At 61.1% G+C, this 18,291-nt stretch carries 18 protein-coding genes and 1 pseudogene; 10 read left to right on the plus strand and 9 right to left on the minus strand.

Features of this window, described 5'->3' with window-relative positions; translation table 11 throughout:
* The first annotated feature begins 127 nt into the window (after positions 1–127).
* Positions 128–592: an Lrp/AsnC family transcriptional regulator gene (locus V1277_RS12470; protein ID WP_334416399.1), complete on the plus strand. Its 465-nt coding sequence runs from the start codon at positions 128–130 to the stop codon at positions 590–592.
* A 97-nt stretch (positions 593–689) separates the two neighbouring features.
* Positions 690–1,250: a hypothetical protein gene (locus tag V1277_RS12475; RefSeq protein ID WP_334416400.1), complete on the plus strand. Its 561-nt coding sequence runs from the start codon at positions 690–692 to the stop codon at positions 1,248–1,250.
* A gap of 63 nt (positions 1,251–1,313) precedes the next feature.
* Here the strand turns inward: V1277_RS12475 and V1277_RS12480 are convergent, their stop codons facing one another.
* Positions 1,314–1,583 carry a hypothetical protein gene (locus V1277_RS12480; RefSeq protein ID WP_334416401.1) on the minus strand — a complete coding sequence of 90 codons (270 nt, stop codon included), beginning with the start codon at positions 1,581–1,583 and terminating at the stop codon, positions 1,314–1,316.
* 17 nt (positions 1,584–1,600) lie between these two features.
* Positions 1,601–1,798: a hypothetical protein gene (locus V1277_RS12485; protein ID WP_334416402.1), complete on the minus strand. Its 198-nt coding sequence runs from the start codon at positions 1,796–1,798 to the stop codon at positions 1,601–1,603.
* A gap of 256 nt (positions 1,799–2,054) precedes the next feature.
* Between V1277_RS12485 and V1277_RS12490 the strand changes: the two genes are divergently transcribed.
* Positions 2,055–2,360: a hypothetical protein gene (locus tag V1277_RS12490; protein WP_334416404.1), complete on the plus strand. Its 306-nt coding sequence runs from the start codon at positions 2,055–2,057 to the stop codon at positions 2,358–2,360.
* A 20-nt stretch (positions 2,361–2,380) separates the two neighbouring features.
* Here the strand turns inward: V1277_RS12490 and V1277_RS12495 are convergent, their stop codons facing one another.
* A complete protein-coding gene (locus tag V1277_RS12495; protein ID WP_334416405.1) occupies positions 2,381–3,655 on the minus strand; it encodes a S1C family serine protease in 1,275 nt (424 codons plus the stop codon).
* 440 nt (positions 3,656–4,095) lie between these two features.
* Between V1277_RS12495 and V1277_RS12500 the strand changes: the two genes are divergently transcribed.
* Entirely contained in the window at positions 4,096–5,076 is a 981-nt protein-coding gene (locus V1277_RS12500) for a Bug family tripartite tricarboxylate transporter substrate binding protein (protein WP_334416406.1), read from the plus strand.
* Positions 5,077–5,134: 58 nt separating this feature from the next.
* On the opposite strand, the gene V1277_RS12505 is transcribed toward V1277_RS12500, so the two are convergent.
* On the minus strand, positions 5,135–6,004 hold the full coding sequence (locus tag V1277_RS12505; protein ID WP_334416407.1) for a tetratricopeptide repeat protein: 870 nt from the start codon (positions 6,002–6,004) through the stop codon (positions 5,135–5,137).
* A 96-nt stretch (positions 6,005–6,100) separates the two neighbouring features.
* On the minus strand, positions 6,101–6,718 hold the full coding sequence (locus V1277_RS12510; RefSeq protein ID WP_334416408.1) for a FecR family protein: 618 nt from the start codon (positions 6,716–6,718) through the stop codon (positions 6,101–6,103).
* Between the two features lie 328 nt (positions 6,719–7,046).
* Here V1277_RS12510 and V1277_RS12515 point away from each other — a divergent pair, with 328 nt between their 5' ends.
* Entirely contained in the window at positions 7,047–10,259 is a 3,213-nt protein-coding gene (locus V1277_RS12515; RefSeq protein ID WP_334416409.1) for a VCBS domain-containing protein, read from the plus strand.
* 51 nt (positions 10,260–10,310) lie between these two features.
* On the opposite strand, the gene V1277_RS12520 is transcribed toward V1277_RS12515, so the two are convergent.
* Complete coding sequence (locus V1277_RS12520; RefSeq protein WP_334416410.1) at positions 10,311–11,303, minus strand: Bug family tripartite tricarboxylate transporter substrate binding protein; 993 nt, start codon at positions 11,301–11,303, stop codon at positions 10,311–10,313.
* Positions 11,304–11,522: 219 nt separating this feature from the next.
* Between V1277_RS12520 and V1277_RS12525 the strand changes: the two genes are divergently transcribed.
* Both V1277_RS12525 and V1277_RS12530 read left to right on the plus strand, forming a co-directional pair.
* Positions 11,523–12,449, plus strand: coding sequence for a 2-dehydro-3-deoxygalactonokinase (locus V1277_RS12525; protein WP_334416412.1), 927 nt, complete (start codon positions 11,523–11,525; stop codon positions 12,447–12,449).
* An 11-nt stretch (positions 12,450–12,460) separates the two neighbouring features.
* The gene (locus V1277_RS12530) at positions 12,461–13,099 is read left to right on the plus strand and encodes a 2-dehydro-3-deoxy-6-phosphogalactonate aldolase (RefSeq protein WP_334416413.1); all 639 of its coding nucleotides are present in this window, start codon (positions 12,461–12,463) and stop codon (positions 13,097–13,099) included.
* 146 nt (positions 13,100–13,245) lie between these two features.
* Here V1277_RS12530 and V1277_RS12535 read toward each other — a convergent pair whose 3' ends face one another.
* The gene (locus tag V1277_RS12535; protein WP_334416414.1) at positions 13,246–13,680 is read right to left on the minus strand and encodes an MBL fold metallo-hydrolase; all 435 of its coding nucleotides are present in this window, start codon (positions 13,678–13,680) and stop codon (positions 13,246–13,248) included.
* A gap of 26 nt (positions 13,681–13,706) precedes the next feature.
* A pseudogene (locus V1277_RS34960) lies at positions 13,707–13,898 on the minus strand (MBL fold metallo-hydrolase); the annotation flags it as partial.
* 3 nt (positions 13,899–13,901) lie between these two features.
* Here V1277_RS34960 and V1277_RS12540 point away from each other — a divergent pair.
* From V1277_RS12540 to V1277_RS12550, 3 genes are all read left to right on the plus strand, one after another.
* Positions 13,902–14,228, plus strand: coding sequence for a hypothetical protein (locus tag V1277_RS12540; protein ID WP_334416415.1), 327 nt, complete (start codon positions 13,902–13,904; stop codon positions 14,226–14,228).
* 516 nt (positions 14,229–14,744) lie between these two features.
* On the plus strand, positions 14,745–15,320 hold the full coding sequence (locus tag V1277_RS12545) for a TRAP transporter small permease subunit (RefSeq protein ID WP_334416416.1): 576 nt from the start codon (positions 14,745–14,747) through the stop codon (positions 15,318–15,320).
* Positions 15,321–15,326: 6 nt separating this feature from the next.
* Positions 15,327–16,862, plus strand: a complete 1,536-nt coding sequence (locus tag V1277_RS12550) for a TRAP transporter large permease (protein ID WP_334416418.1) — start codon at positions 15,327–15,329, stop codon at positions 16,860–16,862.
* 448 nt (positions 16,863–17,310) lie between these two features.
* Here V1277_RS12550 and V1277_RS12555 read toward each other — a convergent pair whose 3' ends face one another.
* A complete protein-coding gene (locus V1277_RS12555) occupies positions 17,311–18,198 on the minus strand; it encodes a TRAP transporter substrate-binding protein (protein ID WP_334416419.1) in 888 nt (295 codons plus the stop codon).
* Between the last annotated feature and the right edge of the window lie 93 nt (positions 18,199–18,291).

An 18,291-nucleotide genomic window follows, 5' to 3' on the forward strand; every position in this document is an offset into this window, starting at 1 on the left:
AATGCCTACCACCACGCTCCCGAGAGGTGTTTTCAAAATCGACACGTAGCTAGCGCTGTTATTGCACCATTCAGGGACTGTGACGCATTATGTACCGTCACTTGGCACAAATACGGAATATTCCTTCATGCCCGGCAGACTCGACCGTGTCGACCTTAAGATATTGCGTTTGCTGCAAAATAGCGGCCGGCTGACCAATGCCGAGCTGGCCGAAACGGCCGGTGTCAGTGCCGCAACCTGTCACCGCCGAACCCAGCGCCTGTTCGACGAGGGGTTCATAGCAGGGGTCAGGGCGATGGTGGCGCCGCGAAAGGTCGGCAAGGGCGCGCTCGTCATGGTCGGTGTCGTGCTCGACCGCTCGACGCCGGAAAGCTTTGCCGCCTTCGAGCGGGCGATAGCGCAACTCAAATTCGTGCTCGATTGTCATCTGGTGGCGGGCGATTTCGACTATTTCCTCAAGATCCGCGTCGGCGACATGGAGGATTTCAACCGCATCCACGGCGAACAATTGATCGCGCTGCCGGGCGTTCGCCAGACCCGGACCTTCTTCGTCATGAAGGAAGTAGTCGACAACGCGCCGCTCGACTTCTGATGGCCTGAGGTATCACAAAACCGGCGCTATCCTCTTCCGATGTCCGAAACCTCCGCCGGTCTGGCCAACACGGCGCTCGATGTCGTATCAACCGAACATGACCACGCGCCCTGGCCGTCGGGCTTTCGCCCTTGCCATCCTTCTCACGACAACGCCGGCGCTCGCCTCGGACGAGCCCGATACCATCATCTTCGCGCTGATGTCCGGCAAGTGCAGCACGCTGAAGGTTGCCGGACGGGACTTTGCCTGCCGGGCCGTGGCGTTCTTCCAGACCGAGGAAGGCCGCGCCAATTTTACCGTAGCGCTCGACGATCCCAGCGACGGCAGTCACACCATCACGTTCTCCGGTGACAACGGGCGAAGGCCGGAGGCCAACCTGTACGAACTGCCGATTGACCGGATGCTGCTGAAATCCAAGGACAGGCCGAAGGCCGACGGACTGCCGATACCATCGGTCGAATTGACGGCCGGCCTCTGCAAGCAGGTCGGAAACTTCGTGACGCTGGAAGTCTCCAGCATTTCCTGCACCGCGAGCGACAAGAACGGCAAGACATACGAGCTGCAGTATCAGTCCGACGGCGCGCCGATGGCAGTGCGCCGCATCAAGCGGACGCGCGTTGGCCGTCCCGCGGTGTCGCCGTTCGACGATGTAAAATGAAAGGCCGCCAGCGGAAAACCGCGGCCAGTGTCGGTCCACGCATGGCCCGCGACTGCGCGGACTTTACCGTGCCCTGCCTCGCTCGCCCCCGCTCCGCGGCGGCAGAATGGCGGCTGCGATATCAAACGCGATCGCCCATCTCGGCTTTTCTTCCTCCGCGCCGGGCACGTTGATCTGAACGCCACCGCCGTCGCTGACGGTATAGGAGGCGGCCAGCACGGCGGCCTCGAGGGCGGCGCCCCGCGAATCGTAGACGCCGCCGATCTTGACGTTGTCGGCAAACACCGACCAGCCCAGCGGCGCCTTCACGACTTCGAACACTGATCGCTCCATGTGGTCTCCTATACGCGTCACCTGTATCGCTTCCGCCCCTCGCCGACGCGGCGAATTCTGGCGAACGAGGCGTGGCGCCGGGACGCTGACTTGTCGCCCATGGTCTTCGCTCGCACCTCGGAGGCCCGCAACCCCGTCAACGAACTCGCCGGCGGCGCCAACGCGATTTCCTTCCGCACGGCATCGACAATTCGATCGAACTCAACTTCGCTCATCGCACGCTCCATTGCACCGGGCCGGCATTCTGCCGCCTGGACGATAAGAGGGACCGCGCTGTCCACAGATCGCCATGCAAGTTTGTTGTTAGAAGGCTCGCCCGCGGTCGCTTCGATGGCAAAAAAAGGGTCGAAATCGGGAAACGGCCGTCTCCCGCCGTGCGAAACCAGTGGGGCCCGATGCCCCCGCCGGGCCCCCCCTTGGCCCAACTTGCCCCATGCGTGCTAGATTCGGCCACGAATCAGGAGGGTTTGCATGCCGGTAGATAGTGACAGCGCCATTGCGTGGCACCGCGCCCAGCTCAAGAAGCTTCGCGAGACATTGAGGGGCATCGAGACCGCCAGGTTCACGGTGGGCGAGTCCGCACAATCGAGCAGGACTGGCAAGACCCAGAAGACCATTGCCGAGCTCGAGCAGAAAATCCGGCAGTCGCAGCACATCATCGCCGCCTATGAGCGGCAGACCCGGCGGCCGCTTGCGACCGACCAGCGAAGCCTCGCCAGTGTGAGCTGGAGCGCCTGGAACGCCCAGACTGCGGCCGCAATTCGCAGTAGGCGTTGAAGGGACTAGGGGCGCAGTTTCTAGTTCTTTGCCGTCTCTTTCTCCTTTGCCTTTGCCTTCGCCTTGCAGGAAATTAAGAACGTAAATCCCCGCGCATTGCGGGCGATTTCGGCCGTCTTCAACTCGGCCTTGGCGTCCGAGATCTGATACGGCACCACGCTGTTGTCGAGAAAATCCCGCAAGGCTCCCGTCTTGATGGCGAAATTGATGTTCTCGGGAATGTTGCCCGTCGCCCTCGCGAACTTGATGGCATTCAGTTTCGCCGCGACGACGCCGACCACGTCACCGCTTGCGGCCAATAGCGGCCCACCGCTATTGCCGGGTTGAACGGCCGCACTGATCTGCAGGAAGCGTGTATCGTTCAGGATTCCGCTGAGCGAGCTCACGATCCCGGTCGTCACCGTGAAATCGGATGTCAGCAAGCCATGAAAGGGATAGCCGATCGCCACCACGCTGTCGCCGGACTGGATCGCCTTGTCACGGATCTTGGCGACGTCCTTGAACGAGCCCGTCACCTGCAGCAGCGCCAGATCATTGGTCTCATCGCTCGACACCAGGCGCAATTTGGCGGGCGCCTCGCCGGACAGATTGCCCAAAATGTCGCCGACGCATCCGTGCACGACATGCGCATTGGTCACGAGATGTCCGTTCGTGCTCACCAGAAAGCCGGTGCCGGTCTGGTCGAACAGTCGGTCGGGCTTGGCGGGCCCAGCATCCGGCGCCGCCGCTGCGGCGACCGGCTTGGCGGCGGGCAGGACCGAGAAATCGCCGGCACTGGCCAATCCCGATTGCCTGATCTTGGCGACGCAATTCGCCAATACCGGCAATAGCTGGCCGGTCTGGTCGAGGTTGAACTGGAAGAGCTGTCCCTGCGTGTAGGCGGTCATGGCCTTGGCCCGCCGGAACTGGCTGATCAGCGCGGAGTTGTTCGGCATCGGCACCCGAACCAGCTTGTCGGCAATCGGGACGCCATGGACGTTGAACGGTTGCTGACCATCGAATGTCAGGGTCAGCGGAAAGGCTTCCCCGGTCCTCAGTCTCCATTGTTCGTGCATGAAGCCGAGGCTCCATCCGCCATTGCCGTCGATCATCACGACAAAATAGACGCCGCTGGCGTATTGGGCGCCTGCTGCACAGTGCGAGAACGATCCGGTCTGATCGTGGGTGTAGGCCCCGCCCTTCCAGTTGCCGACGCTGATCGAGCCGTAGGGCCCACGCGCCTCTGCGTTCGAATTGGCAAAAAATCGACCACAACAAGGCTGCAACCGCAGCAGCACGGCAAGCCATAAGCGCATTTCCCCACATTCCCAGGGCGAGCATATTTTGCTTTGCAACCAGTGTCCATTTGGACTGGCGCAGGGGGACCAAATTTCCTCTCAGGGGAGCGGATCGCCCGCTCTTTCCTGTGATGCTGATGGTGCTTATGCTTCGTCCGGGGGTTTCGACCGCCCCGGCACCGGCGCGATAGCGGCAGTCCGGGCTTTTTTGGTACCCTTTGGCGCGGCCGTACGGGAACGAGCGGTGCCGGCGCCCATGGGAACGACCATACGCCCCAGGGACTACGACCATTTTCCCCCGGCCGGCCGCTCATTTTGATGGATCGCGCCTGGCATCTTGCATACGGTGCGGGCTCGTTGCCCTGGCCGCTTCCGGAATAAAGCCGGAATCAGGGACGTAAAAGACAATCGCGCCGCCGAGGGCGGATGCCAATTTGCAATACCCGGAGGAGAATACCGTGAAGTCAAGAGTTATCCGGTACGCCCTGTTTACGGTTCTGGCGGTGGTATCCGCCGTGGCCGGCCAGGCCCAAGCCCAGTCATGGCCGGAGAAGCCGATCACCTTCATCGTGCCGTTCGCGGCCGGCGGCGGTACCGACGCCTTTGCCCGCCCGCTCGCGGCTCAGCTCGACACCCAATTGGGCAAGCGCGTGCTGATCGAAAACCGCGCCGGCGCCGGCGGCACCGTCGGCGCTTCCGCGGCGTCGAAGGCGGCGCCCGACGGCTACACCTTCTTCATGGGCGCGGCGCATCACGCCATCGCCCCCTCGCTCTATCCCAACCTCGACTACAACTTCGAGAAGGATTTTATTGCGGTGGCGCTGGTCGCGCGGCCGCCGCAGGTAGTGGTCGTCAATCCGGAAAAGGTTGCCGCCAAAACGCTGGCCGAGTTCATCACTTTCGCCAAAGCCAATCCGGGCAAATTGAACTATGGCTCCGCAGGCGCCGGCACCACGCATCATCTCGCGGGCGAACTGTTCAAGATTCTGACCAAGACCAACCTTCAGCACGTCCCGTATCGCGGGGCCGGCCCCGCGATGCAGGATCTCATCGCCGGCCACGTGCCTGTTGTCTTCGACGGGCTCGGCTCGTCGGCAGGACCGATGAGGGCCGGGCAGTTGCGGGCGCTGGCCGTCGCTGCGCCAAAACGCGTGCCCGCATTCCCGGATCTTCCGACCGCCGCCGAAGCGGGCCTTCCCGGCTATGAAGTATCGACCTGGTACGGCCTGTTCGCGCCGAAGAACACGCCGCCGGCGATTGTCGAGCAGATGGCCAAGGAGGTGCAGAAGGCCATGCAGACGCCCGCCATCAAGGAAGCCTGGGAGCGCAACGGCTCCGACGTTCCTGATGTCGCCGGCCCTGCGTTCGCGAAAATGGTGTCGTCGGAAGTCGAACGCTGGCGCAAGGTCGCGACCGAAGCGAACGTGAAGCTGGATTAGCCCGGCAGCCTGGGCGCGGCACCGTTTCATGACGAGTTCGCCGCGCCGGGCTTGCCGGCTAGTTGCCGCCGCGCACGCCATAACGCATGAAGTCGTCATCGATTCCGGCCCGTAGCGTCTTCGCTGCGGAAATATCGGCGTCGCCGCCAGCCTTGTCGCCGCTCTTGAGCCTGGCAAGCCCGCGCCCATAGAACGCACTCGCCAACTTGGAATCGAAGCGTAGCGCGGCACTGAAATCATTGATCGCCGCGGCAGCTTCCCCCATCTTCAAGTGAATCAGTCCGCGCGAGTCATATGTGGCGGCGTCGTTCGGCCATGACTGAAGCACCTTGTTGCAGTCCTCAAGCGCCGCCTGCAACGAGCCGAGGATGGCCCGCGTCCAGCAGCGTCCGCTCCACGCGGCTTCCAGATTGGGCTCAAGACGAATTGCCTCGTCGTAATCTCGCGCCGCGCGATCGTACTCGTGTTTTTTCAGGAAGACCCCGGCCCTGTTGACGAAAGCTCTGGCGTAATTCGGGTCGAGCTTGATCGCTTCGTCAAGAGATTTGAGGGCGAGGTCGTACTCGCCCTTCCTCAAGTAAGCTGCGCCGCGGTTGTTGAAGGGTTTTGCATAAGTCGGATCAAGCTTGATGGATTGATCGAAATCCGGGAGAGCGCGGTCAAGGTCTCCTTTTGCCGTATGGGCGTTGCCACGATTGTTATAGGCAATCGCAAGGGCCTTCGTCGTGCCCTGGCCGGAATCGATGAGTGCGGTACAACCATTGATCCGGACCGCAAGCGACGTGCGATCCGAACCGTTGCACAACGTAACGTTCTCGAGATAGTCGCTCTTCTTGGGACTCTGCGCGGCAGCCAGTGACCCGAGCAGCAACAAAGCAAAACCAGGCGCGAGCCCCCGAATGACGCGCCGGCTCGCACCAAATTCCATGTCAGGCTCTCCGACCTTGGCACTGGCGAATGGGCTGCCCTCGATTTGAATTCCGGGACCTGGCTGGCTGAGCAGTCGCCCGCAACGCGAACGGACCTAGCATCCGCGACAGATGTTCAGATTTGATTTTGGATACGGCTGTTGCTCGGGTCGCTGTGCCGCTGGCGCTCCCGGCTTTCGTGGGCCCTTGCTCTTGCCTTCTTCAATGAGGGTCGAGAATCTGACTGTCCCGTCATCCGAAATTTCGACGCGTGGCGTGGTGCCGCGAATACCCATGGTCGCAACCGGGGTATCGACCTTCATATCCCCGGTTTTCGCGACTTGGCCCGCGACAAAAGTGAAGGTGCCCTTGGTCAGACTGAACAAGGTCGAGTTGGACGCACTCTTTTGATCGTACACGAACTCGTTCAACGCCATGCGCGCGTTGTTCGACAAATTGAAGGAAGTGCCGTCAGTGAAGTTGATACCGACCCGCCCGTCGGCACCGGTCGCAACGACATCGCCCTGATAGACGAGATCACCGACCTTCGCCTCACCAGGCTGACCTGCGGTGCTCGCCTGAATGACCGCTGCACCCGCACGTTCAATGGTGACCGAACCCGTCGCGACGACAATTTTTCCAATTGGTTTTGACGCGAGATCCTGAACGGCGGGCCTGGCGGAATCGCGTTGCGCGTGAGCCGGCCCGGCGCAAAGCCCGGCTGTCGCCAGCACGAGACCTGTCGCCAATATGGCAATCGCACGCGTGCACATGATCCCCCCTTTCTGAGAAGATCTTGTCCGAGAGACCGCTCACTGGCCATTGAACCGGCGGCCAAGGCGACATTAGACCCCAACATTAGACCCGATGTCGGGAGAAGGCATCATCTGCCCACCGTTCAAAAGGATTACTCCTTTTGAGCCTAGAGCCTAACGCCCATGGATTGGATAGCCTAGAGGCCTTGGCGGCTAGCCTTCGGCTGGCCGCGCTAGAGTATTTTGACTTTTTGGGCTGCGCGAGGCCAGACCACGAAAATTTCGCACGAGGGCGGGGGTTGAAGCTATGCTCGTCGGGTCCCACGCCGAAACTGGGAACGAACGTAAGGCCGCTGCGGCCCCGCTTCCCCAAGCTATTGGCAACGTTCAGACCGCGGCCGGCTTCGGCACCCTCAGGCGCGCGACCTGCACTTCCGCTCAAGCCACAGTCGGCGATCCGCAAACTCGCGCGCATGCCGGCAGGTTCGGCATGCTGTGGCTCACGGCACTGACTTTCTCGCTTGTGAAGGAGGTCAAGGCCGCCGACCCTGACGTCACGTTCCTGGACGACGGCAATATCGCATACAAGGACCTCGAGCATGGCGCATTCGAGCTGGTCACCAAGGAGGTGATCCCTCGACGCTTCCTCGTCGACGATCCCGGACAGACCATCATCCTGCGTTCGCAGGGGTCCACGATCAGCGTCAATCAGAGCACGAACTCCGCTGCTCGAATGGCCGAACTGCAGGCAGCCCAGCAGGAGGCGCTTGCCACCTACGAGAAGGGTCTGGGGTCGACGGGATCGGGCACGCCGCCTCCCCTCGAGCGGCTGCCGGTGCAACCGATCAATTTCATTCAGATCGATGGCTCTACCCCGAAGCAGGATTTGCCTCCTTTGCCCGCGGTGATCCTCGCATCAGCCCCGGAGATGATTATCGGACAACTTCCGCCCCCGCCGCCGACTCCACCGACGCTGAACGCAGTGGCCGGACCGACCGAAATCGACACCACGGTCTTTGACGTCTTCACCGCGACAAGCGGCGCTTTCGTTGCCAGCAGTCCCAACCCAGACGCTACTTTGACATTCGGCATTAGCGGGGGAACGCCCGGCGGCACCGTCATCGACGGGGTGACGTACGATGTATCGAACGCTGGTCCCTACGGCACGCTTTACGTCGACAGCACGACCGGCGCCTATACGTTCGTTCCCCACAATGACGCGATCAATGCGCTTACAGAGCCCACGACCACGGACTTCACGATCACTGTTTCCGACGGGACGCTCTCGGCCAATCAAACTTTCACGATTGCCATCAACGGCGCCAACGACGCGGCCACCATCTCCGGCGCGACCAACGGCACGGTGACCGAGGCCAGCGGCCTCGCCAACACTGCGCCCGGCACGCCGAGCGCCACCGGCACGCTCACCAGCGCCGACGTCGACAATGCGCCCGATACTTTCACCGCGGTCAGTACTCCGACCGCGAGCACGCGCGGCTTTGGTACATTCACGATGACGACGGCTGGCGTGTGGGCCTATTCCATCGACCAGGCCAACAGCACGGTGCAGGCGCTCAATGTAGGCGACACGCTGACCGACACCTTCACAGTTACCACCATCGACGGCACCGCGCAGGTGGTCACGGTCACCATCAACGGCGCCAACGACGCGGCAGTCATTTCCGGGGCCACAACGGGCTCCGTGATCGAGGACAGCGGCGCCAAATGCGACGAGCCTACGGTAACCGGCACACTCACCGCTACCGATGTCGACAACGCGCCTGGTTTTGCGGCGGTCAACTGCCCGACGGCCAGCGATGCCGGCTACGGCACCTTCACGATGACGGCGGACGGCGTGTGGACGTATGAGCTAGATGAGAGCAACTGCGCGGTGCAGGCGCTCGACGAAGGCGACACGCTGACCGACACCTTCACGGTGACCACCATCGATGGCACGGAACAAGTGATAACGGTCACCATCCACGGCGCCAGCGATGCCGACCCTAATGATTTCGACTACCTCGCTACGGGGAAAGCCGTGATATGCGATCCGCCGTATGTCTACGGAACTCCCGGAAGCGACAGCATTGCGGGCGGCGGCCATCATGGTCAGATCGTTTATGGAGGCGCTGGTAACGACACCATCAACGGCACCGGCAAATGCGACCTTATCTACGCCGGCTCCGGCGATGATACGGTCAAGGGCAACGATGGGGACGACAGGATCTACGGAGGCTCGGGAAGCGATACGATCAACGCCAACAATGGCTGCGACACCATTATCGGCGGATATGGCGCGGACAAACTCACAGGCGGCAATGGTGGGGATTGTTTCATTTATTTGTCCGCAGCGGATTCCCGTGCAGGCCGGTTCGACGTTATCACCGATTTCAGATCGGGGTCTGACAGGATCGATCTCACGGCTCTCGGAGCGCTTGCTTTTCTGGCGCTGACGTCCACAAGCCAAGCCGTACCGGCACATACGATCGCCTGGTTCTACGATAGCGCGACGAATCAAACCATTCTGTACGTCAATCCGACCGATCAGACCCTCGATATCGGCGATTCCACTCTGCTGGAAATTCGCCTGGAGGGATTTGTAACCATTCAGGCATCGGATTTCGTCCCGGAGCCGACGGAGGCGCCGGTCGTGATCGCCACCGAGGCTATCAGTCCCGAGTTGGTTGCGACGGCGGAAACCGACGCGGCTGTCACGACGCTCGCCGCCGATGCTTCACTAGACGGGGCCGATGACGACGGCGCGCAGAACAACATCGAAGGCTGGACGCTGCGAACAGCCGGAAGCGACAGCTTCGACTTTTCCCGCTTGGATGAATCGCCGACGCAAGCGGCAAGCAGCCCCGGTGACGATGAAGCGATCGCCCCGACAAGCGGACCTTCGATCGAACCCCAGCGGGTTCATGTTACAGCATCAGCGGACCATGGCCTCACGCTGGATCAGACCGAGGCGATCGACACCAGCGTGCACAATACGTGCGTCGTGCTGAACGACAATAGCGACGCTTCGCAGCGGACCGACTACCATCGAACGTCGAACGGCGACGACTGGTTCGCACCATCTCACAACGATTGGTCTTTCAATACCAAAAGCCACTTCAGCGCCCAGTGGAGCAGCGAAGATCACGGGCGGCACGACGATCACACGAAGGACGCCTGGAAGGGCAACGGACACGGTCACCATTCGAGTTCAGGCAAGCATGATACTGGGTCCAAGCACGGAGCCTCTGACGGTGAACCGCTAGCTGCCTATGTAGCATTTGGCTCAGCGGTGCACACGCATGAACACTCCTTCCACTTCAAGCTCGGTCACCACGGACACGGCGCACCAACCAGCGAGCCGTCGGCGATCCCAGAGTCAGCACAAGCGACTGAAATCACTTCGTCAAAGCATCATTCGTCGGACAATTTGAAGTCTCACTGGTTTGATAGCTTCGATAACAATGCGGACCATGCGTGGAGCGGCGCCGGCACCCACGCGCCGCATGATCTGATCGTGTGATAGACGGTGCGCTGATTTCAGCGCAACCACTCCACGCCGCACAAGGTGCGCTTACTTCGCTTCGCTCGCCTTGATTCCCGAGCTTTCAACGAGCTTGGCCACCCGCGTCAGATCGCTGGCGAACAGGCGCGCGTGCGCCTCGGGCGACAGCTCGTTTTCGGGAAACGGCAGAGTTCCAAGCTGCTTCAGCTTCTCCAGCAGGGGCGGGTCGGCCAGTGCCGCACGGAGCGCTGAATTCAGCGCGCCGACGGTTTCCTTGGGCGTGCCCTTCGCAACGTAGAGCCCATGCCACATCGAATAGCTGACCTCGGGCATGCCAAGCTCGGCGGTGGTTGGCACGTCCTTCAACTGTTCAAGCCGTTCCGGCGAGGTGATGGCGATGCCGTGAAGCGTTCCGGCCTGAATCTGCGGCAGCGCGTTGGTCACCTGATCCCACAACAGATCGATCTGCCCCGCCAGCAGATCGGAAATGGCCGGCGCCGATCCGCGATAGGCTGCGACTGTGGGCTTGAAGCCGAGCACATTGCCCATCATCACAGCGCACAAATGACTGTTGGTCCCGAGGCCGCCATGCGCGAAGTTCGCCTTGTCGCGTTGCGCCTTGATCCAGTCCACAAAGTCCTTTGGTCCCGCGCCGGGGATCGACTTGCGGCCGATTAGAACCATCGGTGCGTTGTTGACGAGGCCGACCGGCTCAAACGCGGTTTTGGTATCGTAGCGCAGGTTGGTGAACAGGCTGGGCGCCGCAAGCAACGCGACGTGATTAATGAGGATCGTGGTGCCGTCAGGCGCCGATCGGGCCACGCGATCATTGGCCAGCGTGCTGCCGCCTCCGACCACGTTCTCGATAATGACGGTCTGGCCGAGCGTGCGCGCCATCCGCTCGCCGATCAGACGCGCGACGGTGTCGGTGCCGCCGCCGGCCGCAAAGGGCACCACCAGCGTCACCGTCTTGGCGGACGATTGCGCGTGCGCCTGCGGCGAGAGTGCCGCAATCAGCAGGCCAAGGCCCACGATTGCACGTCTGAAGGGTAAATTGATCACGACGGCGTCCTCCCAAGTCATTCTTTTTGTTGTCATGCCGCGTTGTCGCGGACGTGTGCTCGTTGGCAAAGCCACGCCGCAGCAACGGCCTGGCTTCACATGACCTCGGATCATGCTGATTGCGCTTCCGCAAATCAAATGGAAAGCGAACGTAGCTCGCCGGCTGATCGGCGTGATACCATGTCCTCAAGGCGCAGATAGCATCGGGACGGATATGAAATGAGCGAGGCTGCATATGTTGCGGTCGATTGGGGCACGAGCAGTTTTCGGCTTTGGCTGGTCGACCGGGCCGGCAACGTGCTGGGGGAGCGGCGCAGCCACGAAGGCATGATGGCGGCAGGCAAGCTTGGCTTCGCAACCGTACTGCAATCGCATCTAAAAGCCGTCGGTGCCGCGGATGGGTTGCCCGTTGTCATTTGCGGCATGGCCGGCGCGCGGCAGGGGTGGGTCGAAGCCGGCTATGTCGAGACGCCGGCGCGGCTTGCATCGATCCTGAAGCAGGCCGTCGTGGTACCGGGACAGGACCGTGACATCCGCATCCTCCCGGGAATAGCACAACGAGACCCCAAGGCGCCGGACGTCATGCGGGGCGAGGAAACACAGTTGCTCGGCGCCTTGGGCGTGGACGCGGCTGACGACGCGCTCGTCTGCATGCCGGGCACCCATTCGAAATGGGTCAGGGCGAGTGGAGGGACCGTCGAGCGCTTCGCCACGTTCATGACGGGCGAACTGTTCGACGTCGTGTCGCGCGAAACGATCCTGTCCCACGCGGTGGCCGGCGCCGATGAAGCGGAAGATGTCGAGACATTCAAGTCAGCGGTCGTTGCCGCCTTTGAGGCGCCAGCGTTCGCTGCCAATCTGTTGTTCCAGGTGCGATCGGGTCAACTCCTCTACGGCGGCAAGCCATCCTCGGCCCGCGAAAAAATATCGGGCACGCTCATCGGTCTTGAACTGGCGGCGGGGCTCGCCGGCGAAGCTCCCAAGGAAGCTCCCAAGTCGGGCATCACACTGGTGGCCTCAGGACGACTCCAGATGCTCTACCAATTGGCGTTTGACACGGTCTCCGTTCCTGTCCGATCAATCGGTGCCGAGGATGCGGTCCGTCGCGGCCTTGCAATGGCCGCTCACTCGATTTGGAACGTATGAAGGATCAGACGATGAGCGTTGTCCCATTTCCCCCGATGAAGCGTCCGCTGGTCGCAATCCTGCGCGGCGTGAGGCCCGAGGAGGCAGAGGGTATCGTCAGCGTGCTGATCGAGAGCGGCATGACGGCGATCGAGATCCCGCTCAACTCGCCGGATCCATTCCGCTCAATCGAGATCGCCGTCAGGAAGGCGCCCGCCGGAATCCTGGTTGGGGCGGGCACGGTCTTGACGCTGGACGATGTTGCCCGGCTCCACGACGTGGGCGGCCGGCTCCTCGTAACTCCCAATGTCGATCCCGAAATCATTGCCGGCGCCCGGGCGCGCGGCATGGTCACGATGCCCGGCGTCTTTAGTCCAACGGAGGCGCTGCTTGCCGCCAAGGCTGGCGCCTCGAGCCTCAAATTCTTCCCCGCGAGCGTGCTTGGCGCAGCAGGTATCACCGCGATCCGCGCCGTGCTTCCACCAGACCTGATGATCGCCGCCGTCGGCGGCGTCTCCGACAAGAACTTCGCGGATTACACGCGGGCCGGCATTCTGGCGTTCGGCCTCGGCAGCAGCCTCTTCAAGCCCGGCATGACGGCGGCGGAAGTAGCCACACGCGCCAGGGCGACGATCGAGGCGTATGACGCGGCTGTTCAACAGATGGGGTAGATCAGCCAGCGGTCCGACCCGCCCGCCGTCGCCTGCCCTCCGTCGCGGACATGCCGCGTGCCGAAGCGCACGCGACGGCGGGCTGACGGAGAGAGTGTCAGTCGTCGAAAGGACTCCCGTATCGCCTCGATCCAACTAGGCCAGACTCAAGGCTGATGACCCAACTTCACGATCATCTTCGGATGACGTTCGCTCAAGGCCTTCAACGCGAGCAAACTCTTCCGATTGCGTTCCCGGTCGTCAATGAAGCTTCCCGGCTCAACGCCGTTCTCCCAACCCCAGCGCGTGTGGCAAGTGTCGCCGGTCAGGAGCACCGGACCTGTCGTGGTGCGCGCGACAAACGCCATGTGGCCCGGAGTGTGTCCCGGACTCTGGATCGCAAAGAACGAACCGTCACCGAAGACGTCGATCACCCCTTCGAGCTTCCCGCCCGGGTCTTTCGAGAACTGGAATTCCTGAAGTGCGGGTCTTCCCTCAAGGAAGCGATCTTCCATCCCCTGGACGAACATGTTCTCGAAGTTCGAGTACTCAGGTTCGCCGGGTCCCGTGTAAATCGGAACGTCCTTGGGAATATCCGGCATCCGGAGATATGGTCGAAATGGAGATGGGTCATAAAGACACCTTTGAGGGGCATACCTGCCGATTTGATAACCGACAAAGTGTCTTGCCGGACTTGCATCTTGTCTATTTTAGCGAACGTTCTCAGCACCCATCCGACCCCGACACCCGCGGGATTCTCCACCAACCGCTTTGAAACACCTGTGTCGATCAGGAACAATCCCTGCGTCGGGTGCCGCAAGAGATGCGCATAGATCTTGATCGGCTCCTCGCGATCCTTGAGCCCCGCTTCAACGGCTTTTGGATCTTTCAGATTGAGCAGTCCCGAAAGATCGGCAACCCAATCCGCGCCGACGACCGTCTTGAGTTCAATTGGTCCCGGCTGATCAATCAAAGCCTCCATGGCGGCCGAGCTGATTGGCTTGCCGATATCTGCGGGCTTCGCCGGATGGGTCGTCTGCGTGCATGCCGAAAGCGCCGAGATGGCAAGGGCGCCAATGAAAAGCAGTCCAGACTTACGGAGCATGATGTTTTCCTCATTTCTGCTGCCGCTTTTGCCCTGGACGGGTAGAATAGCAATCGTCTAAATTCCTATATAGCCATACATAAATGAATGGCCGCTAGCTGAGAGGAGTGAACGTGGACCTCCAATGGGATGACCTGCGGATTTTTCTCGCCGTTGCGGAAGTAGCCACACGCGCCGCAGGGCGACGATCGAGGCGTATGACGCGGCTGTTCAACAGATGGGGTAGATCAGCCAGCGGTCCGACCCGCCCGCCGTCGCTGCTTCGCAGCTATGGCGCGGCACCCGTGGGCGCTCGTCTATCAGCCCCCGGCAGAGACCGAGCTGGCGAAACGTGTGAGTCTGAGAAGTGCCCACCAGACATTCGGTCCCCGGCGCCTATCTGTTTGTCGCCGTGGGATTGCTTTTCGCCTAATTGTGCATCGCAATCCTGACCGATCGCCGCGGCCATTCATCCGCTGGCACCCAGACGGCCGCTAAGCTAGCATCGGGATCATTTGAGTGGAGCGGTGGCGCGCACTCCAATAGGGAAGTCCAAGGCGGGCACCGTCTGGGCATACTGCAATGGCCAACATATCTGCTTCGCCAAAGCCCATGCCATCCCGCGGCTATTTGGCCGTCATCCGTAGCATCGACAAGTTCACGGAATTGACCGGGTATCTCTTCGTCCTCTCGATCATTCCCCTGATTTTCGCCAATGTCGTCGAGGTTTTTGCCCGCTACGTCCTGGGGGATCCCACGGTCTGGGCCCTGGATGTGACGACGATGTCCTACGCGACCTTGTTCATGCTGGGCTCGGCATTGGCGCTCCTGAAGGGCGCTCACATCCGCACCGATGTACTGTGGGAAGCATTCTCGGATCGCACGAAAGGCATGATCGACAGCCTGGCGTTCCTGCTGTTCTTCCTGCCGACAATGGTCGTGCTGTTCTTCCTCTCGATAGACGATTTCCTGTACTCGCTCTCGATCGACGAACGCGGAAGCTCCGGCGCGTGGACGCCGGTCCTGTGGCCGCTGCGCGGGGTTATTCCGCTGACGGCGTTCATGCTGTTCTTGCAAGGTATCTCGGAGCTGATGAAGAGCCTCTGGGCTTGGCGAACCGGCGCATTCTTGGCCAGGCACGAGAAGATCGAGGTCTGAAGAACCATGACCGCCGCCGAAGCTCTCGGAATTGCCATGCTCGTCGGTATGGTCCTCGTCATTTTCATCGGTTTTCCGATTTCCTTCACGCTGCTGTTTCTTGCCCTTGTGTTTGGTGCAATTGGCCTCGGGTGGGAGCAGACTTTCAATCTCGCCTACCTGCAAATCTGGGGCACGATGAAAGACGAGATCTTTCCCGCCGTGCCGCTGTTCATCTTCATGGGCTACATGACCGAACAGGCCGGACTCATGGAGCGGCTGTTCGTGGCTTTGCGCAGCGTTCTCGCGCCGGTGCGCGGATCGCTCTATTTGGCCGTGATTCTAACGGCGACTATTTTTGCGATGGCGACCGGCATCGTGGGCGCCGCGGTGACCGTGCTCGGCATCATGGCCGGATCGATGATGATCAAAACCGGCTATGACGCGCGGCTGTCAGCGGGTGCAATCGCCGCCGGCGGCACGCTCGGCATTCTGGTCCCTCCGAGCGTAATGCTGGTAGTCATGGGCCCGGTCATGGGCGTGCCCGTCAATCTTCTTTATTCAGCGGCGTTCGGCCCGGGCTTTCTGCTCGCTGGTTCCTATATTGCCTATACGCTCGTCCGTAGCTTAATCAATCCGAAGCTCGGTCCAGCCATGACCATGGAGGAGCGCACAGCCACCTATGACGCGATGACGACGGAAAAGGTAGGCGCTCCTGTAGTCGGATTGGGCCTCGCGTGCCTGGTCGCATTGGCGTATCTGCTGCTCGATTTGTTGTTGAGCCAAGCGCGTGTACCGCGTCTGTCGTTTGCGATCGGGCCGTTTAGCCTATCGGCCATCGCTTCGGTGTTAGCGATTCTGACGGCTTACCCCTACTTCCGGAACGCCTACTTCCGCGCCATCATGCTCGGCATTGCGCCTCTCAGCGCACTGATCGGATTTACCCTCGGAACCATCGTCGGTGGAATCGCCACACCGACCGAGGCAGCCTCGTGCGGGGCTTTCGGCGCTGTCCTCCTTGCATTCTCTTACGGCCGGCTCAGCATGCAATCGATCACCAACGCGGCCATCGGCACGATGGTGACTTCGGCCATGGTGCTGTTTCTGGCGGTGGCCTCGACGGTGTTCGGCGCTGTCTTCACCAAGCTGGGTACGGCGAACCTGATTACCAATTATCTGCTCGCCCTTCCGTTGAGTGACTGGTGGAAGCTGGCATTGATCATGGTGATCTTTTTCGTCCTCGGCTGGCCATTCGAATGGCCCGTGATCATCCTGGTCTTTCTTCCAATTGTTTTGCCGGTGGTCGAAAAGCTTCAGTTCGGTTTGAACAAGCTGGACCTGCTGATTTGGTTTGGCGCACTGACCGCCGTCAACATGCAGACGTCGTACTTGAGCCCGCCCGTTGCAATGTCGGCGTACTACCTGCGGAACGTCGTTCCGCAATGGAGCTTGGGCACAATTTACAGGGGCATGTCCGACTATATGGTGATTCAGGTCATAGTCCTGGCGCTGCTGCTGTTGTTCCCGCAAATCGCACTGTGGTTGCCGAACATTGTCAGGTAAGCGCGATGGGCTGCTTATTCATATCAAGAAGGGCGGTCGAGGCCGCCTTTCCAGCTATGTCATCCCTTCGCCAGAGCATGATCCGGAAAAGCATGCCCTCGGGGCCACGACCCGATGGGTGGGCACCGGTTCCCCCTCGGGACAAACGCGAAGCGTTTGCCCCGAGATCATGCTCAATCAAAAACCTGGAGCGCGACGGCGAATCCCATCGCGTTCAAGGCCGTCTTATTCTTTAGCGGGCCAATAATGGTCCGCCTGCAATGCGTAGGACGGAAACATGAAGCGCTTGGCGGGCACGACCTTTGAGGCATAGGCCTTCTGGGATTCGTAGACTTTCTTGAAGAACGGATTCTTCGCGGCCTCCGCCGCAGCAAATTCGTCCCAGGTTTTAAGGAAGGCCTGATTGACCTCAGGCGGTGTCGTCAGGAGCTTAACTCCGTGCTTCTCCTTAAACTCTGCGATCGCGTCCGCGTTTTGTCGCTGGAAGCTGGCCCACCAGGCGCAGGAACGTCTCTGTTGTGGCCGACTTGATGGCCTCCTGGTTCTGCGGCGGCAGGCTGTCCCACACGTCCTTGTTGATCGCGATCTCGGCGACCGAGGCGCTCTCATGCATGCCGGGTGTATAGTGGTATTTCCAGACCGTATGCAGGCCGAGTCGCAGATCCTCGATACCGCCGACCCACTCGGCACAATCGATCGTTCCGCGCTCTGCGGCGGGCAGGATCTCGCCGCCCGGCATGTTGACGACCGCCATGCCCATCTTGGCATAGAGCTGCGAGACGATGCCGGTCTGGCGGCACTTCATTCCCTTGAAGTCGGGCAGATCCTTGATCGGACGCTTGAACCAGCCGAGTGCCTGCGGGCTCGGCGGAATGCTCGGAAACGCCACCAGATTGAGCTTGAGCTCCTTCTGATAGAACTCGTTCCACAGATCGAGGCCGCCGCCCTCGTAAACCCATCCAATGAAGTCGACAGCATCCATGCCGAAGATGCCGGCCGGTGTATTGGCGAACAGCGTCGCGGTGACGCTCTTGCCGTACCACCAGTAGGAGATGCCATAGGCGCCGTCGATCACCTTCTTGTGCGTGGCATCCAGGATCTCGAACGGCGGAACGACCGCGCCGCCCGGCAGCGCCTCGATCTTGAGATTGCCGCCGGTTAGCTTGTCGACGCGCTCGGCAAAAAACTTGAGAGCATCGTGCGTGGTGGATGACGGCGGAACCGCCGATTGTATCTTGAGGACCCGAGGCTGTTGGGCGAGCGCTGTGCCGGCGAACGCCAACGTGGCGGAGGTTACTGCGAACAGAGCGACTTTCCTAAGCGAACTCATTTTCATCGGACGTCTCCCTCCCTTTTGCTTTTTCTCCCTTTTGGCAGAGTGCGGGCGACCCAGGGGCGGCCAGCACACGAATAGCCTACAGCGGTGAGG

The sequence above is a fragment of the Bradyrhizobium sp. AZCC 1588 genome, from assembly GCF_036924735.1.
Classification (GTDB): domain Bacteria; phylum Pseudomonadota; class Alphaproteobacteria; order Rhizobiales; family Xanthobacteraceae; genus Bradyrhizobium.

Excerpts from the sequence above, each read along its gene's own strand:
- V1277_RS12470 (WP_334416399.1), top strand. The coding sequence starts at position 128 with ATGCCCGGCAGACTCGACCGTGTCGACCTTAAGATATTGCGTTTGCTG.
- V1277_RS12475 (WP_334416400.1), top strand. The coding sequence starts at position 690 with ATGACCACGCGCCCTGGCCGTCGGGCTTTCGCCCTTGCCATCCTTCTC.
- V1277_RS12480 (WP_334416401.1), bottom strand. The coding sequence starts at position 1,583 with ATGGAGCGATCAGTGTTCGAAGTCGTGAAGGCGCCGCTGGGCTGGTCG.
- V1277_RS12485 (WP_334416402.1), bottom strand. The coding sequence starts at position 1,798 with ATGAGCGAAGTTGAGTTCGATCGAATTGTCGATGCCGTGCGGAAGGAA.
- V1277_RS12490 (WP_334416404.1), top strand. The coding sequence starts at position 2,055 with ATGCCGGTAGATAGTGACAGCGCCATTGCGTGGCACCGCGCCCAGCTC.
- V1277_RS12495 (WP_334416405.1), bottom strand. The coding sequence starts at position 3,655 with ATGCGCTTATGGCTTGCCGTGCTGCTGCGGTTGCAGCCTTGTTGTGGT.
- V1277_RS12505 (WP_334416407.1), bottom strand. The coding sequence starts at position 6,004 with ATGGAATTTGGTGCGAGCCGGCGCGTCATTCGGGGGCTCGCGCCTGGT.
- V1277_RS12515 (WP_334416409.1), top strand. The coding sequence starts at position 7,047 with ATGCTCGTCGGGTCCCACGCCGAAACTGGGAACGAACGTAAGGCCGCT.
- V1277_RS12525 (WP_334416412.1), top strand. The coding sequence starts at position 11,523 with ATGAGCGAGGCTGCATATGTTGCGGTCGATTGGGGCACGAGCAGTTTT.
- V1277_RS12530 (WP_334416413.1), top strand. The coding sequence starts at position 12,461 with ATGAGCGTTGTCCCATTTCCCCCGATGAAGCGTCCGCTGGTCGCAATC.
- V1277_RS12535 (WP_334416414.1), bottom strand. The coding sequence starts at position 13,680 with ATGCCGGATATTCCCAAGGACGTTCCGATTTACACGGGACCCGGCGAA.
- V1277_RS12540 (WP_334416415.1), top strand. The coding sequence starts at position 13,902 with ATGCGCATAGATCTTGATCGGCTCCTCGCGATCCTTGAGCCCCGCTTC.
- V1277_RS12545 (WP_334416416.1), top strand. The coding sequence starts at position 14,745 with ATGGCCAACATATCTGCTTCGCCAAAGCCCATGCCATCCCGCGGCTAT.
- V1277_RS12550 (WP_334416418.1), top strand. The coding sequence starts at position 15,327 with ATGACCGCCGCCGAAGCTCTCGGAATTGCCATGCTCGTCGGTATGGTC.
- V1277_RS12555 (WP_334416419.1), bottom strand. The coding sequence starts at position 18,198 with ATGAAAATGAGTTCGCTTAGGAAAGTCGCTCTGTTCGCAGTAACCTCC.